The organism is Thalassobaculum salexigens DSM 19539 (genome assembly GCF_000423805.1).
In the GTDB taxonomy this organism is placed as follows: Bacteria; Pseudomonadota; Alphaproteobacteria; order Thalassobaculales; family Thalassobaculaceae; genus Thalassobaculum; species Thalassobaculum litoreum.
This window is the reverse complement of sequence record NZ_KE384093.1, coordinates 1,817,872-1,832,605: the sequence shown is the minus strand read 5'-3', so window position 1 is coordinate 1,832,605 and position 14,734 is coordinate 1,817,872. Positions and strand designations below refer to the sequence as shown.

13 protein-coding genes are annotated in these 14,734 nt (G+C 67.7%); 2 read left to right on the top strand and 11 right to left on the bottom strand.

The window, feature by feature from the left end; translation table 11 throughout:
- Positions 1-113 precede the first annotated feature (113 nt).
- Positions 114-1,526: a glutamate--tRNA ligase gene (gltX, locus tag G578_RS0112930; protein WP_028794596.1), complete on the top strand. Its 1,413-nt coding sequence runs from the start codon at positions 114-116 to the stop codon at positions 1,524-1,526.
- Between the two features lie 75 nt (positions 1,527-1,601).
- Positions 1,602-2,906, top strand: coding sequence for a citrate synthase (locus tag G578_RS0112925; protein ID WP_028794595.1), 1,305 nt, complete (start codon positions 1,602-1,604; stop codon positions 2,904-2,906).
- Between the two features lie 277 nt (positions 2,907-3,183).
- Here the strand turns inward: G578_RS0112925 and lpxB are convergent, their stop codons facing one another.
- From lpxB to G578_RS0112870, 11 genes are all read right to left on the bottom strand, one after another.
- Positions 3,184-4,365, bottom strand: coding sequence for a lipid-A-disaccharide synthase (gene lpxB / locus G578_RS0112920; protein ID WP_245565605.1), 1,182 nt, complete (start codon positions 4,363-4,365; stop codon positions 3,184-3,186).
- A 62-nt stretch (positions 4,366-4,427) separates the two neighbouring features.
- The gene (locus tag G578_RS0112915; RefSeq protein WP_038014119.1) at positions 4,428-5,270 is read right to left on the bottom strand and encodes an LpxI family protein; all 843 of its coding nucleotides are present in this window, start codon (positions 5,268-5,270) and stop codon (positions 4,428-4,430) included.
- 7 nt (positions 5,271-5,277) lie between these two features.
- On the bottom strand, positions 5,278-6,081 hold the full coding sequence (gene lpxA, locus G578_RS0112910; RefSeq protein ID WP_028794592.1) for an acyl-ACP--UDP-N-acetylglucosamine O-acyltransferase: 804 nt from the start codon (positions 6,079-6,081) through the stop codon (positions 5,278-5,280).
- 10 nt (positions 6,082-6,091) lie between these two features.
- Positions 6,092-6,565, bottom strand: a complete 474-nt coding sequence (fabZ, locus tag G578_RS0112905) for a 3-hydroxyacyl-ACP dehydratase FabZ (protein WP_038014117.1) — start codon at positions 6,563-6,565, stop codon at positions 6,092-6,094.
- A gap of 12 nt (positions 6,566-6,577) precedes the next feature.
- Positions 6,578-7,621, bottom strand: a complete 1,044-nt coding sequence (gene lpxD / locus G578_RS0112900) for a UDP-3-O-(3-hydroxymyristoyl)glucosamine N-acyltransferase (protein ID WP_028794590.1) — start codon at positions 7,619-7,621, stop codon at positions 6,578-6,580.
- 28 nt (positions 7,622-7,649) lie between these two features.
- Positions 7,650-8,216 carry an OmpH/Skp family outer membrane protein gene (locus tag G578_RS0112895; protein ID WP_245565604.1) on the bottom strand — a complete coding sequence of 189 codons (567 nt, stop codon included), beginning with the start codon at positions 8,214-8,216 and terminating at the stop codon, positions 7,650-7,652.
- A gap of 76 nt (positions 8,217-8,292) precedes the next feature.
- Positions 8,293-10,554, bottom strand: coding sequence for an outer membrane protein assembly factor BamA (gene bamA, locus G578_RS0112890; RefSeq protein ID WP_245565603.1), 2,262 nt, complete (start codon positions 10,552-10,554; stop codon positions 8,293-8,295).
- A gap of 161 nt (positions 10,555-10,715) precedes the next feature.
- Positions 10,716-11,843, bottom strand: a complete 1,128-nt coding sequence (gene rseP, locus G578_RS0112885) for an RIP metalloprotease RseP (protein ID WP_028794587.1) — start codon at positions 11,841-11,843, stop codon at positions 10,716-10,718.
- Between the two features lie 64 nt (positions 11,844-11,907).
- Positions 11,908-13,131: a 1-deoxy-D-xylulose-5-phosphate reductoisomerase gene (locus G578_RS0112880; protein ID WP_245565602.1), complete on the bottom strand. Its 1,224-nt coding sequence runs from the start codon at positions 13,129-13,131 to the stop codon at positions 11,908-11,910.
- Positions 13,125-13,982, bottom strand: coding sequence for a phosphatidate cytidylyltransferase (locus G578_RS0112875; protein WP_051244742.1), 858 nt, complete (start codon positions 13,980-13,982; stop codon positions 13,125-13,127). Before G578_RS0112875 ends, G578_RS0112880 begins: the two co-directional genes overlap by 7 nt.
- 11 nt (positions 13,983-13,993) lie before the next feature.
- Positions 13,994-14,734 (bottom strand): isoprenyl transferase, encoded by a 741-nt coding sequence (locus tag G578_RS0112870; RefSeq protein WP_028794584.1) that lies wholly within the window; start codon positions 14,732-14,734, stop codon positions 13,994-13,996.

The window sequence follows — 14,734 nt, the reverse complement described above, 5'->3', positions numbered from 1 at the left end:
TCGCGCCTCGCGCGCGCCTGTGCTAGACACCGGGCCCACTTTCCGGCGCAAAGCGCCGGCAGGTCCGCCGCTGAGGCTCCCGTTCAACCGCTCGCGCATGCGAAAGGCTTTCCATGTCGGTCGTCACCCGCTTCGCCCCCTCGCCCACCGGGTTCCTGCATATCGGCGGCGCGCGCACGGCGTTGTTCAACTGGCTGTTCGCGCGCCATCACGGCGGGCGCTACCTGTTGCGTATCGAAGACACAGACCGCAAACGCTCCACGCCCGAGGCGGTGGACGCGATCCTGGACGGGCTGGACTGGCTCGGTCTCGGCGGTGACGAGGCGCCGGTGTTCCAGCTCTCCCGCATCGAGCGCCACACCGAAGTCGCCCATAAGCTCCTGGAGATCGGCCAGGCGTATCGCTGCTACTGCTCCACCGAAGAACTGGAGCAGATGCGCGAGAAGGCCCGGGCGGAGGGCCGTCAGCCGCGTTACGACGGCACCTGGCGCGACCGCGATCCGTCGGAGGCGCCGGCGGGCGTGAAGCCGGTGATCCGCATCAAGGCGCCCCAGGACGGCGAGACGACGCTGGTCGACGCGGTACAGGGCTCGGTCACCGTGCCGAACGCCCAGCTCGACGACATGATCATCCTGCGGGCCGACGGCACGCCGACCTACATGCATTCGGTGGTGGTGGACGATCACGACATGGGCATCACCCATGTGATCCGCGGCGACGACCACCTGAACAACGCCTTCCGCCAGGCGGTGATCTACCGGGCGATGGGTTGGGACGTGCCGGTCTTCGCCCATATCCCGCTGATCCACGGCCCCGACGGCGCCAAGTTGTCGAAGCGCCACGGCGCCCTCGGCGTCGACGCCTATCGCGACATGGGCTACCTGCCCGAGGCGGTGAACAACTATCTGCTGCGTCTGGGCTGGGCCCATGGCGACGAGGAGATCGTGCCGCGGGACAAGGCGATCGAGCTGTTCGACCTGGACGGCGTCGGTCGGTCGGCCGCGCGCTTCGACTTCGCCAAGCTGGAAAACCTGAACGGCCACTATATCCGCGAGGCCGACAACGACCGGCTGGCCGAGCTGGTGCTGGCGCGCCTGCGCGCCGAGCCGGACGGGTTGGATCTGACCGCGGAGACCGAGAGCCGCATTCGCGGGGGCATGGAAGGGCTGAAGGCCCGCGCCCGCACGGTCAAGGAGCTGGCGGACAATGCGCGGTTCTACGCCGCCACCCTGCCGCTAAGCTTTGACGAAAAAGCAAACAAGCTACTCGACGACGACGGCAGGCGTGTGCTGTCGGGGCTTGCGGAAAAACTCCGTGGGCTTAATTCTTTCCAGGAGGGGGACGTTGAGCAGGCAGTGCGCTCCTTTGCTGAGGCTCAGGAACTGAAGCTCGGCAAAGCCGCGCAGCCCTTGCGCGCCGCCCTTACTGGATCGACCACATCGCCGGGCATTTTCGAGGTCCTGGCGGTTCTTGGCAAAGACGAGTCGCTGAGGCGCATCGACGCCGTTTGCGGCACTGCACACTAGCGGATAGTATCCGCGCGCCGCTGCGCGTTCATCCTGGCCAACCGGGAGCGCGGCTTCGAAACAGGGGACTAAAAGATGAGCCAGAGCAATACCGGCACGTTCACCCTCACCGATAACGCGTCCGGCGCAAGCTACGAGCTTCCCGTGATTCCGGGCACCTTGGGCCCGAGCGTCATCGATGTGCGCAAGCTGTATGCGGAGACCGGGCATTTCACCTACGACCCGGGCTTCACCTCCACCGGTTCCTGTGAGTCGGGCCTGACCTATATCGACGGCGATGTGGGCCAGTTGCTGCACCGCGGCTACTCGATCGAGGATCTGGCCGAGAAGTCCGACTTCATGGAAGTCTGCCATCTGCTTCTGAACGGCGAGCTGCCGACGCCGAAGGAGAAGGAGAAGTTCGTCCATGACGTGACGTATCACACGATGCTGCACGAGCAGCTGGCGAACTTCTACCGAGGCTTCCGGCGGGACGCCCACCCGATGGCGATCATGTGCGGCGTCGTCGGCGGTCTGTCGGCGTTCTACCACGACAGCACCGACATCCACGACGAGCACCAGCGGATGGTCGCGTCGTTCCGCCTGATCGCCAAGATGCCGACGATCGCGGCCATGGCCTACAAGTACTCGGTCGGCCAGCCGTTCAACTACCCGCGCAACGACCTCTCCTACGCCGAGAACTTCCTGTACATGATGTTCGCGGTGCCGGCCGAGGAATACGTGATCAGCCCGACCGTGGCCCGCGCCATGGACCGGATCTTCATCCTGCACGCCGACCACGAACAGAACGCGTCGACCTCGACCGTCCGCCTGGCCGGCTCCTCGGGCGCCAATCCGTTCGCCTGCATCGCCGCGGGCGTCGCCTCGCTGTGGGGACCGGCCCATGGCGGTGCCAACGAGGCCGTGCTGAACATGCTTCAGCAGATCGGCCATAAAGACAACATCCCCGAGTTCATCGAGCGCGCCAAGGACAAGGACGATCCGTTCCGCCTGATGGGCTTCGGCCACCGGGTCTACAAGAACTACGACCCGCGCGCCAAGGTGATGCAGAAGTCCTGCCACGAGGTTCTGGAAGAGCTGAACCTGGACGATCCGCTGCTCGAGCTGGCCATGGAGCTGGAGAAGCTCGCCCTCTCCGATCCGTACTTCGTCGAGAAGAAGCTGTTCCCGAACGTCGACTTCTACTCCGGCATCGTGCTGAAGGCGCTGGGCTTCCCGACCTCCATGTTCACCGTGCTGTTCGCCGTCGCCCGCACCGTCGGCTGGGTGGCGCAGTGGAAGGAGATGATCGAGGAGCCGGGCCAGAAGATCGGGCGTCCGCGCCAGCTCTACACCGGCCCGACCGCACGCGACTACGTGCCGCTGGAGAAGCGCGGCTGAGGACTTCCGCCTCGCCGGAACGACTGCAAAGGGCGGCCTCCGGGCCGCCCTTTCTCGTTGGGGGTTTCGCTGCCCACCCTCTCCTCATTCCCCGGCCCTGTGCCGGGACGAGCCCGCCGGACGCGTCGTCCACTCGCGATCTGTCTGAGGGCGCCCGTCCAAGCACCACCGCTGGCCCCGGCACAGGGCCGGGGAGTGTGGGCGGGTGGAGGCAGGGAAGAAAATAAAGCTCCGGCATCGCAGAGCGCAGCGGACGGGTCCGGAAGCTCGCGGGTCGCTAATCCGCGACCAGCGCGTCGGCCTCTTCGCGGGTCACCTTCAGCACCGCCTTCGCAGCGCGGACGGAGGGGTCCTCGCCGTCGACGGTGAGCATCCTGCGGATCGCCTCGCTGGCCGCGCCCTGCTCGGCCCGGGCGCGGGGATCGTCGAACAGGCGCTCGATCGCCACGGTCAGCCGGTCGGCGGTGCAGTCCTCCTGCAGGAACTGCGGGATCACCCGCTTGCCCATCAGCTTGTTGGTCAGGACCACTGCCTCCGGATCCACGAGGCGCCGCGCGATCGCGGCCGACAGGGCGTTCACCCGGTAGGCGACCACCGTCGGCACGCCGGCGAGGCTGAGCTCCAGGGTCACCGTGCCCGAGGCCGCCAGCGCCACGGTGCAGGCGGCGAAGGCATCCGCCTTGTGCCGATGCTCGGTGACGATGCTGACCGGCGCGCGCCAGTTGGCCGTCCCCTCGCGCACCGCGTCGGCCACCCCGGAGACCGTCGGCAGCACCACCCGCAGCCCTTGGTACCGCGCGGCTAGGCGGTCGACCACGTCACCGAAGATCGGCAGCAGGCGTTTCACCTCGCCCGGCCGGCTGCCGGGGAACAGTCCCAGCACCGGCGCGCCGGCCGGCAGGCCGTAGCGGCCCTTGAACCGCTTGCCGTTGCCGTCCGGCGCCACGGCGGCCGGATGACCGACGAAGGTGGTGGGAAGGCCGTGCGCCTCGAAATACGGCGGCTCGAAGGGATAGAGTGTCAGGAGATGGTCGAGATACCTGGCGATGACCTCGGCCCGGCCCGGCCGCCAGGCCCAGACCGTCGGCGGTACCCAATGGATCAGCTTCGGCCCCTCGCCCGTCTTGGTGCGCAGGGCGTGCAGGCGCTTGTTCACCCGCATGGTGAAGGCCTTGCTGTCGATGGTGACCACGACGGCCGGCCTGCGGGCCTGGATATCGGCCACGGTCTGGCCGATCCGGCGCAGCAGCTTCGGCGCCTTCGGCAGGATCTCGACGATCCCCATGACCGCCATCTCGCTGATCGGAAACAGGGTCTGCAGCCCCTCGGCCGCCATGCGGTCGCCGCCGATCCCGGCCACCTCGATCCGTCCCCCGGTCTCGGCCCGCAGGGCGCGGATCAGCCCGGCCCCGAGCGCATCGCCGGAGGCTTCCCCGGCGATGATGTAGATCAGAGGCACACCGGATTCAGCCTCCGACACAGCACCGGACTCAGGCCCAGACTCAGCACCAGACTCAGCGGTCACGTCTGCGCTCCATCAAAGGTCATGGCGTGAAGGAAAAGACCCGCGGCATCGGCGGCGGTGACCGTTGCGTCGCGATCGACGATCAGGGTCTCCAGCGCCTCCACCACGATGCCGGCGAACCCGGCGGCGGCGGCGGCGACGACAGTGGCGGGGCCGATGGTGGGCCGGTCGACCCGGTCGTTCTGGCCCGGCTTGCGGCCCTTGACCAGAACCGGGGCCGCGCCCTCGCGGCGCAAGCCGCCGGCGCGCGCGATCATGGCGTCGGTGCCCTCCACCGCCTCCACCGCGAGCACGATACCCTCCTGCACGGCGACGGCCTGGCCGATATCGGCCCGCGCCAGGGTCTTCAGCACGGCGATCCCGCGTACGGCGTCGCTCAGGGCCCGCGCGTCCGGCTCGGCCCGCGTGCGGGTGCCGGCGGGCATCAGATAGCCGCCCAGCAGATCCTCGATGCCGACCACGCGCAGCCCCTCGCGCTCCATCTCCTCCACGATCAGGGACAGCAGCCCGTCATCGCCGAACACCCGCGCGCCGGCCCGGGCGATGGCGGCGGTGGACCGCAGGTCCAGGCGCAGGGAGGACAGGGTCGGCCGCTTCATCGGCCCGGCCATCACCACCTCGCCGCAGCCGGCGGCATGCAGGGCCTCCAGGGTCTTGGAGGTGGCGCCGAGGCGCATCCAGGCATGGGGCAGACCGTCAACGGTCGCCGGGTCCGTCTGGCCCTCGAAGGCCACGACAAAGACCTGCCGTCCCTCGCCCAGCACCGTGTCGGCGATCCGGCGCGGCAGCGGTCCGCCGCCGGCCAGGATCCCGAGCCCCCCGTTTGGATGACCAGCCATCACGCTCTCAGAGATCGTTGGCGTCTTCCGGTTGACAGATCTTGCGCGAGGAATCGGCCCGGATGAAGTCGACGATCTCCATCACCGGGGCGGAGGACGTGAATTCCACCGCCACCTCATCCAGACGCTCCTGGAACGTGCCCTCGCTGGCGAACAGCAGGCGGTAGGCCTTGCGCACGTCGTGGATCTCGTCGCGCGACAGACCCCGGCGCTTCATGCCGACGATGTTTATGCCGGACAGCCGGGCGCGGTCGCCCATGACCGAGCCGAAGGGGATGACGTCGCGCTCCACACCGGTGACGCCGCCGACCATGGCGTAGCGGCCGATGCGGGCGAACTGGTGCACCGCCGACAGGCCGCCGAGCACGGCAAAGTCCTGAACGGTCACATGGCCGGCCAGCGTGGCGTTGTTGGCCATGATCACCTGGTTGCCGACCTGGCAGTCATGGCCGACATGCACGCCGACCATGAACAGGCAGCCGTTGCCGATGCGGGTGACCATACCCCCGCCCTCGGTGCCCGGGTTCATGGTCACGTGCTCGCGGATGACGTTGTCGGCGCCGATCTCCAGCGTCGACGGCTCGCCCTTGTATTTCAGGTCCTGCGGCTGCAGGCCGATGCTGGCGAAGGGAAAGATCTGGGTGCGCGGGCCGATGGTCGTGCGGCCGCCGACCACGACATGGCCGTGCAGGACGCAGCCGTCGCCCAGCGAAACCTCCGGACCGACGATCGAAAAGGCACCGATCCGGACGCCTTCACCCAGGCGCGCGCCCGGCTCGACCACCGCTGTCGGATGGATCTGCGTGGCCACGGCCACCTCCTCAATTGTCCAGAATCATCGCCGAATAGGTCGCCTCGGCCACCAGGACACCGTCCACCTTGGCCTGACCCTCGAACTTCCAGACATTCCCACGATTGCGCAACTTCTTCACGTGTACCTCCAGGCGGTCGCCGGGCACCACCGGGCGGCGGAACCGGGCGTTGTCGACCGTCATGAAGTAAACGAGCTTGCCCTCGGAATCCGGCCCCAGGGTCGCCACCACCAGGCAGCCGGCGGTCTGGGCCATGGACTCTATGATCAGCACGCCGGGCATGACCGGGCGTTGCGGAAAGTGGCCGGCGAAGAACGGCTCGTTGATGGTCACGTTCTTGATGCCGATGCAGCCGACATTCGGCTCGATCTGGACCACCTTGTCGACCAGAAGGAACGGATAGCGGTGCGGGATCAGGTCCATGACCCGCATCACGTCGATATCCGGATACCCGCCAACCGGCTCGTTCACCGCATCATTCATGACTTTTCCGCCTCACCCCTCGTTCTTCGAGCCGGGAGCGGACTTGCCCTGGCCCAGCCTTTTCAATGCCGCGATCTGGCGCCGCCATTCGCGCACCGGGATCGCCGGCGCGCCGCCATAGACGGCTCCTCCTGGCAGGCTGCGGTTGACGCCGGACATGGCCGCGATCTGCACATCGCCTCCGATCTCCAGATGGCCGGCGATGCCGACCTGTCCCCCGACGACCACCCGGTCGCCCAACCGGGTACTCCCCGAGATGCCGACCTGGGCGACGACGATGCAGCCGCGTCCGAGGACGACGTTGTGACCGATTTGTACAAGATTATCAATCATCGAGCCCCGGCCGATGACCGTGTCGGCATTGCTGCCCCGGTCGATCGTCGTGTTGGCGCCGACCTCCACATCGTCCTCGATGATCACCCGACCCAGCTGCGGGACCAGGAACGGTCCGCTGGCGTCCATCTCGAAGCCGAATCCCGGCTGGCCGATCCGCGCGCCGGGATAGATGAAGCAGCGCGCGCCGATCACCGCATGAGACACCGACACGCCGGTACCGATGCGCGTGCCGCCGCCGATGTCGACCGCGTCGCCGATCACGGCATTGGCCTCGATCCACGCGCCGTCCCCGAGAACCACCGCGGCGCCGATCACGGCCCCCGGACCCACGGCGACGCCCTGACCCAACGTCGCGGACGGATGGACCACCGCCGACGGATGAACGCCGGCCGGTGCGGTCTCCTGCGGATGGAACAGCCGGGCGAGCCGGGCGTAGTTGCGGCGCGGCAGGGCGGTGACCAGCACCGCCATGCCCTCGGGCGCCTGATCGGCGAATTCCGGCGTGACCAGACAGGCCCCGGCCGTCGACGTGCGGAAGCTGGCGGCGTAGCGACGGTTCTCCAGGAACGCCACATCCTCCGGTCCACCGCCCTCCAGAGTGCCGACATCCCGGAACGGCCGCGCGAGGTCGCCGCCATGGCGCAGCTCGGCACCGGTCATCTCGACGACCTGCCCCAGGGTGAAGGGGCCCGCTACGTTGTGGAACCGGCTGTCGACCATGTCCTGTCGTCCTCCCTCCTGCCGTGCGTCAGTCCAGCGGCGGCAAATCGACCGGGACGGACGGCAGCCGCTCGTTCAGCCGGCGCAGGGCCTCGTCGCTGAAATCCAGAGACTTCTCCGCTATTACGATGTGATCCTTGAAAAGGACCACCTTGGCGCCGCGCTCGTCGGCGATCTCGGCGATGACCGAGACCAGGACGTCGCGCACCTTGTTCATGGCGTTGGTGAAGGACTGGTCCAGGGCGCGCCGGCGCTCCTGCACGGACTTCTGGACACCCGTCACACGATCGCGAAAGGCCCGCAGCCGCTGCTGGTAGGCCTCCGGCGCCAGGGTCGAGCGCAGCTGCTGAAGCTCCTGCTCGCTGGCGCGCAGCGCCTTCTCCTCCTCGGTGACCTGGCGTTGATACGCCTGGCGCCGCTCGTTGATCTTCGCCTGGATTTCCTTCGCGGCGTCGGAGTTGCGCAACGCGCCCTGCACATCGACGACGGCGAACGGACTGGAGCTGTCCTGGGCGAGCGCCGTTCCGGCGATGCACCAGCACATCATGGCCGCGGTGAAAACGGTCACCGCGGCATGCCTGAGCGACCGGACCATCATGCTCTCCTTCCCGGGCGGGCCGTCCCCTGGAGGACGAACCGGCCCTGCCTTCCCTGACACGGGCCCGGCACGATCAGAACCGCGTGCCGAAGCTCAGGCGGAAAATCTCGGGAACGTCGAAATCCTCTTTCGCCACGGCTTCGGCCGCGTCGATACGAATGGTGCCGAATGCCGTGGTGAACGACATCCCAAGACCGAGCGAGGCGCGGATCGAGGTGGCATCCGCGACGTCGCTGCCACTCTCGTCGACGCCCCACACGCTGCCGACATCGGTAAACAGGAACGTCCGCACGCCGAGATCCTTCGGCAGGCCCGACGGGAAGGCGAGCTCGATGGAGCCGACGTAGTAGTTGTTGGCGCCCAGCGCGTCATCGGTCGCCGTATCGCGGGGACCGACGCCGCCGCGCTCGAACCCGCGGAACGAGCTGGCGCCGATGAAGAAGCGCTCGGCAATGGACACGTCCTGGCCGAGACCGACGATGAACCCGCCCTGGGCCAGGAACGACAGCCCCCAGACATCGTCCAGCGGATAATAGTAACCGCCCTTGACCCGGGTGCGGAAGAAACGCTCGTCGCCGCCGGCGCCGGCCACCTCGGTGGTGAGCTGTGCGATATAGCCCTCGCGCGGATCGAGGCGGTTGTCGCGCTTGTCGTAGGTCAGGGTCTGGCCGACCTGGGAGATAACGCGGGTGCCTTCCTGATCCTTGATGAAGCGCGACGCGTCGTCGTCGACGTCCTTAATCTCGGTCTGCTCGATCCGGTAGTTGATCTGCTGCGTGAGGTCCGGCTGCAGGGTGTAGGAGGCGCGCAGGACGCCGCCGAACCGCAGCTCGTCATAGGAACTTTCGTTCAGCTCGCGCTCGATGCGGAACAGGTCGAATCCGGCCGCCACGTCGCGGTCGAGGAAGTACGGCTCGGTGAAGGCCACGTCGAATTCGGTCGAGCGGCCGGAGGCGGTTATGCCGAAGCGCAGATCCTGACCGCGACCGAGCAGATTGCGCTCGCGGATGCCGATATCGCCGATGATCGATTCCGCCGTGGAGAAGCCGATGCCGAAGGAAATCTCGCCGGTCGACTGCTCCTCGACCTCGACATCCACCACCGTGCGATCCGGGGCGCTGCCCTCGGAATTCCGCACGTCCACGCTCTTGAAGAAGCCCAGGTTGCGGACGCGTCGTTCCGAGCGCCGCAGCTTGGCGGTGTTGAAGGCGTCGCCCTCCACCAGGCTCATTTCGCGCCGGATCACCCGATCCAGGGTTCGCACGTTGCCGTTGATGTTGATGCGCTCGACGAAGACCTTGCTGGCCTCGCCCACCTGATAGGTGATCGAGACGGTGCGGTTCTCCGGATCTCGGTTCACCCGCGGGCGTACGTCCACGAAGGCGTAGCCGAGCGTGCCCAGATAGTCGGTGATGGCGTCGATCGTATCGTCCACCAAGGTGGAATCGTAGGTTTCGCCCTCTTCCGTCGCCACGAACTCGCGCAGCGCCTCGGGCTCCAGGCGCGGCAGCGACACCTCGAAATCGGTCGGACCGAAGGTGTAAAGATCGCCCTCCTCCACCGTGAAGGTCACGACGAAGGACTCGCGGTCCGGCGCCAGCTCGGCGACCGCCGACAGCACCCGGAAATCGGCGTAGCCGTTCTCCAGGTAGTAGCGGCGCAGCAGTTCGCGATCGAAGCTCAGCCGGTCCGGATCGTAGGTGTCGTCGGAGCTGAGGAACCGGTAGAAGGCGTACTCCTTGGTCTGGATCACCCCGCGCAGGGTGGAATCGCTGAATTCGCGGTTACCCAGGAAGGTGATGGTCCGCACCGGGGTCAGCTCGCCCTCGTCGATCTCGAAGACGAGGTCGACGCGGTTCTGATCCTGCCGGATCACCTTCGGCTCGACGGTCACCGCGTAGCGGCCGGAGCGCTGATAGATCTCGATGATGCGCTGGACGTCCTGCTGCACCCGCGTGCGCGAATAGACCAGGCGGGGGCGGAGCTGGACTTCCCGGTCGAGCTCCTCGTCGTCGACCCGCTTGTTCCCCTCGAAGGCGATGCGGTTGATGATCGGGTTCTCGACAACGTTGATCACCAGGGTGCCGCCGTCGCGGCGCATGTTGACGTCGGCAAACAGCCCGGTTGCGTACAGCGCCTTGAGCGACCGGTCGAGCCGATCCGAATCGAAGCTGTCGCCCGGCTGGATCAGCATGTAGGAGCGGACCGTGGCCGGATCGATGCGCTGGGTGCCCTCGACCACGACGTCGGTGACCGTGCTCGAGCTCGGACTCAGGAACTGCGCCTTCACCGCCGGGGCCGCTCCGAGGGCCAAGGTGAGCGCAAGCGTCGCCACCTGGCTAAACCGGATCAATCGTGTGGGCAAGGTCGGTCCCCAGTGGTCAAGTCAGCACCCCGCCGGCAGGAACCGGCACTCATGTCATTCCGCGGCAGCGCCCCGGGAGCGCGACTATAGCCCCGCCCACCGGCCCCGCAAACCGTAGATACTCGAAGCGGTTACCCGACCAGCGAGCCCAGATAGCCGACGATGTCGAACCGCATCAGGTCGTTCCATGTCACGAACAGCATCAGCATGACAACCAGGCTCAGCCCGGCGATCGACGCCCATTCCTGCGCCCGCTCACCCAGCGGTCGGCCGCGGACCGCCTCGAGCGCATAGAACATCAGGTGGCCGCCATCGAGGATCGGCACCGGGAACAGGTTGATCAGCCCGAGATTGATCGACAGCACGGCGGTGAACCAGAGCGTCATGACCAGCCCGCTCTGGGCGACGGTGCCGGACATCTCGGCGATCCGCAGCGGGCCGCCCAGTTCCTCTGTGCCGCGCACGCCGATGATCATCTCGCCGACCGCGTCCAGGGTCTGTTCGATGATCGAGAAGGTCTCTGTGGTCGCCACCATCACCGCGTTGAGCGGATCGAGCTTCTCCACGGTCGTCTGGTTCGACTGGATACCCAGGCGGCCGAAGGAGATCTCGTTGCCGAACCGGTCGGTTTCGGTGATCGGGTCCGGGGTGACGGTGATCTCGCGGGTGGCGCCGTCGCGCTCGATCACCAGCAGGATCGGCTCGCCCGGCCGCTCGAACACGATGCGGCTGAGGTCGGAGAACTGGCTGACCTCCGTGCCGTCGGCGCTGACGACCCGGTCCTCGACCATGAGACCGGCACGCTCGGCGGCGGAATTCTCGATGACCTTGTCGACCACCGCGGGCGCGTAGGGGCGCCCCTCGAACATGTACAGGCCGGCCAGGACCAGGATCGCGAAGATGAAATTGGCCGCGGGCCCGGCGGCGACGACCGCCGCACGCGCGCCCAGGCTCTTGTGATGAAAGGACTCGCGCCGGTCCTCCTCGGTGAAGCCGCTGTCGTCGGCGGCGCCGGCGCTGGCCGGATCGGCATCGCCGAACATCTTCACATACCCGCCCAACGGGATCGCGCAGACCTTCCACCGGGTGCCGCTCTTCGCGTTCCAGCCGAACAGCTCCGGTCCGAAGCCGATGGCGAAGGCCTCGACCCGCACACCGTTGCGCCGGGCCACGAAGTAGTGCCCCCACTCGTGAACGAAGACCAGAACGGTCAGGATCACGAGAAACGGCAGCGCGTAATCGGCAATTATATCGATCATTCGAACCCTGTATCCCTAAACCGTCTCGCCCCCGCAATCCGGTCCTCTAACCTGAGCGAGGAACTTAAATCGCCGCCCCGGCCTGCGCAATGGAGACGCCTGCGAATCCGGCAATCACCTCTCCGGCGATCCGCCGCCCCTTGCCGTCGGCGGCGAACACGGCCTCCAGGTCGCCGATCTCCTCGGTCGGGCAGCGCTGCAGCGTCTCCTCCACAACCGAGGCGATGTCGGTGAAACCGATGCGCCCGTCCACGAAAGCCGCGACCGCCGCCTCGTTGGCCGCGTTCATGACACAGGCCGCATCGCCTTCCGCGCGCAGCGCCTCGCGGGCCAGACGCAGGGCCGGGAACCGCTCGGTATCCGGGGCGAAGAAGCTGAGCTGGCCGATCGCCGCCAGGTCGAGACGCTCCACCGGTGTGTCCATCCGCCGCGGCCAGGCCAGGCAGTGGGCGATGGGCGTACGCATATCCGGCGCGCCGAGCTGCGCCAGGACCGAGCCGTCCACATAGGAGACCATGGAGTGGATCACCGACTGCGGATGCACCAGCACGTCGATCCGCTCCTCCGGCAGGGCGAAGAGGTGATGCGCCTCGATCAGCTCCAGGCCCTTGTTCATCATGGTGGCGCTGTCGATGGAGATCTTCACGCCCATGGACCAGTTCGGGTGGGCCACCGCCTGGGCCAGGGTCTTGCGAGCCATGTCGTCGCGCGAGAGGGTGCGGAACGGGCCGCCGGACGCGGTCAGAATGATCTTCTCGATGCCCTCGCGCCGGGCGTCGTCGAATACCTGGAAGATGGCGTTATGTTCGCTGTCGACCGGCAGGATGCGGCAGTCCGCGCGCACCGCCTCCTCGGTGAACAGCCGGCCGGCACAGACCAGCGATTCCTTGTTCGCCAGGGCGACGATCCCGCCGCGCCGTACCGCCTCCAGGGTCGGGGCGAGGCCGGCGGCGCCGACGATCGAGCCCATGGTCCAGTCGGCCTCGCGCCGCCCGGCCTCCAGCACGGCGTCCTCGCCGGCCGCCGCCTCGATGCCGGTGCCCGACAGGGCGTCCCGCAAGGCCGGCCAGGCGGACTCGTCGGCGATCGCCACGAACCGCGCGCCCACGGCCCTCGCCTGCCGCGCCAGCAGGTCGGCGTTGGCCCCGCCCGCCAGCGCGGTCACGGCAAACCGCTCCGGCGCGCGGCTGATCAGGTCGATCGTGCTGGTACCGACAGATCCGGTGGAGCCGAGGATGCTGATCCGGCGCACGCCGTCCACCTTCGGGTCTGCTACGGGGTCTACCACTGCAGAACGCTCCTACCGCTCACCCACATGGCCAGCGCCACGACGGGCAGAACCGTCATCATGCCGTCGACCCGGTCGAGAATGCCACCATGTCCGGGAATGAGACTGCCGGAGTCCTTCACCTTGAAGTGCCGTTTGACGGCGGATTCGAGCAGATCGCCGGCCTGGGCGATCAGGGCGATGCCGATCGCCAGCGGCACCAGGGCCGCCCCCCGCGCGTCGGCATGCAGCAGCGTGAAGACGGCCGCCACCAGCATCGAGCCGGCCATGCCGCCGGCCAGACCCGCCCAGGTCTTCGACGGGCTCACCTTGGGCATCAGCTTCGGGCCGCCGATCGTCCGGCCGGCCACATAGGCGCCGATGTCGGTCGCCGCGACACTGGCGATCACATAGATCACCGTCTCCAGCCCGAAATCGATATGCGAGCGCATCCAGACCAGCGCCAGCGCCGGAAACACGGTGCCGATCACCGCGACACCGAGCCAGATCGGCCCGACCACCCGGAGCTGGCGGGCGAGGAGCACGGAAATCGGCACCGCCACCAGCGCGCAGGCCACACCGGCCGGCACATGAAAGAGCAGGGCCACCACGAAGGACACCAGCAGGGCGATCGCCAGCACCAGGCGCGTGCGGTGCCGGTCCGACGGGGCGGAGATCAGCGCGCCCCACTCCCAGGCCATCACCCCGGCGATGAACAGAATGCCGATGTCGAAGGCGGACCCGCCGGCCCAGATCAGCAGCCCGGCTGCCGGGACCAGAACCAGCGAGGACACGACACGCTTGCGCAGGTCGCCGGAACGGGCCGCGGAAACGGGTGCAGCCTCCCGTCCGTCGTCCTTGCCGGCCGTCATACGATCGCCCTCTATCCTGTCGCCCGACCGTAGCGCCGGTCCCGGCGGGAGAAGTCCTCCAGCGCCTCGACCAGATGCGCCCGGTCGAAATCCGGCCACAGAACGTCGGTGAACACGAGCTCGGCATAGGCGATCTGCCAGAGCAGGAAATTGGAGATCCGCCGCTCGCCGCTGGTGCGGATCAGCAGATCCGGATCCGGCAGCCCCCCGGTATCGAGGCAGGACTGGACGGTATCGTCGTCGATCTCCGCCGGCGACAGCGTCCCGGCCGCCACCGCCTCGGCGATGCGGCGCACCGCGTTGGTGATCTCGCCCCGGCTGCCGTAGCTGAGCGCGATGTTCAGGCACAGGCCGGTATTGTCGGCGGTGAGCTTCTCCGCATTGTCGATCAGCGCCACGATGTCGGCGGACAGCCGCGCGCGGTCGCCCAGCATGCGGATCCGGACGTTGTTCTTGTGAAGCTCGGCCACCTCGCGCCGCAGGTAGTAGCGCAGGATGTTCATCAACTCCGACACCTCGTCCTGCGGCCGGCTCCAGTTCTCCGAGGAGAATCCGAACAGGGTCAGGTGGGTGATGCCGAGTTCCGGCGCGCAATCCACCACCCGGCGGACCGCCTTCACGCCTTCGCGGTGACCGAAGGTACGCGGCATGCTCCGGGCGCGAGCCCAGCGGCCGTTGCCGTCCATGATGATGGCGACATGCAGGGGAGCGGCCGCCTCTCCGGCGCCGATGGAGGGTGCGGCATCCACCAT

Bases quoted from the DNA above. Each gene is read 5' to 3' on its own strand.
- gltX (WP_028794596.1), top strand. From the start codon at position 114: ATGTCGGTCGTCACCCGCTTCGCCCCCTCGCCCACCGGGTTCCTGCAT.
- G578_RS0112925 (WP_028794595.1), top strand. From the start codon at position 1,602: ATGAGCCAGAGCAATACCGGCACGTTCACCCTCACCGATAACGCGTCC.
- G578_RS0112915 (WP_038014119.1), bottom strand. From the start codon at position 5,270: ATGGCTGGTCATCCAAACGGGGGGCTCGGGATCCTGGCCGGCGGCGGA.
- fabZ (WP_038014117.1), bottom strand. From the start codon at position 6,565: ATGAATGATGCGGTGAACGAGCCGGTTGGCGGGTATCCGGATATCGAC.
- lpxD (WP_028794590.1), bottom strand. From the start codon at position 7,621: ATGGTCGACAGCCGGTTCCACAACGTAGCGGGCCCCTTCACCCTGGGG.
- G578_RS0112895 (WP_245565604.1), bottom strand. From the start codon at position 8,216: ATGGTCCGGTCGCTCAGGCATGCCGCGGTGACCGTTTTCACCGCGGCC.
- rseP (WP_028794587.1), bottom strand. From the start codon at position 11,843: ATGATCGATATAATTGCCGATTACGCGCTGCCGTTTCTCGTGATCCTG.
- G578_RS0112875 (WP_051244742.1), bottom strand. From the start codon at position 13,982: ATGACGGCCGGCAAGGACGACGGACGGGAGGCTGCACCCGTTTCCGCG.
- G578_RS0112870 (WP_028794584.1), bottom strand. From the start codon at position 14,734: ATGGTGGATGCCGCACCCTCCATCGGCGCCGGAGAGGCGGCCGCTCCC.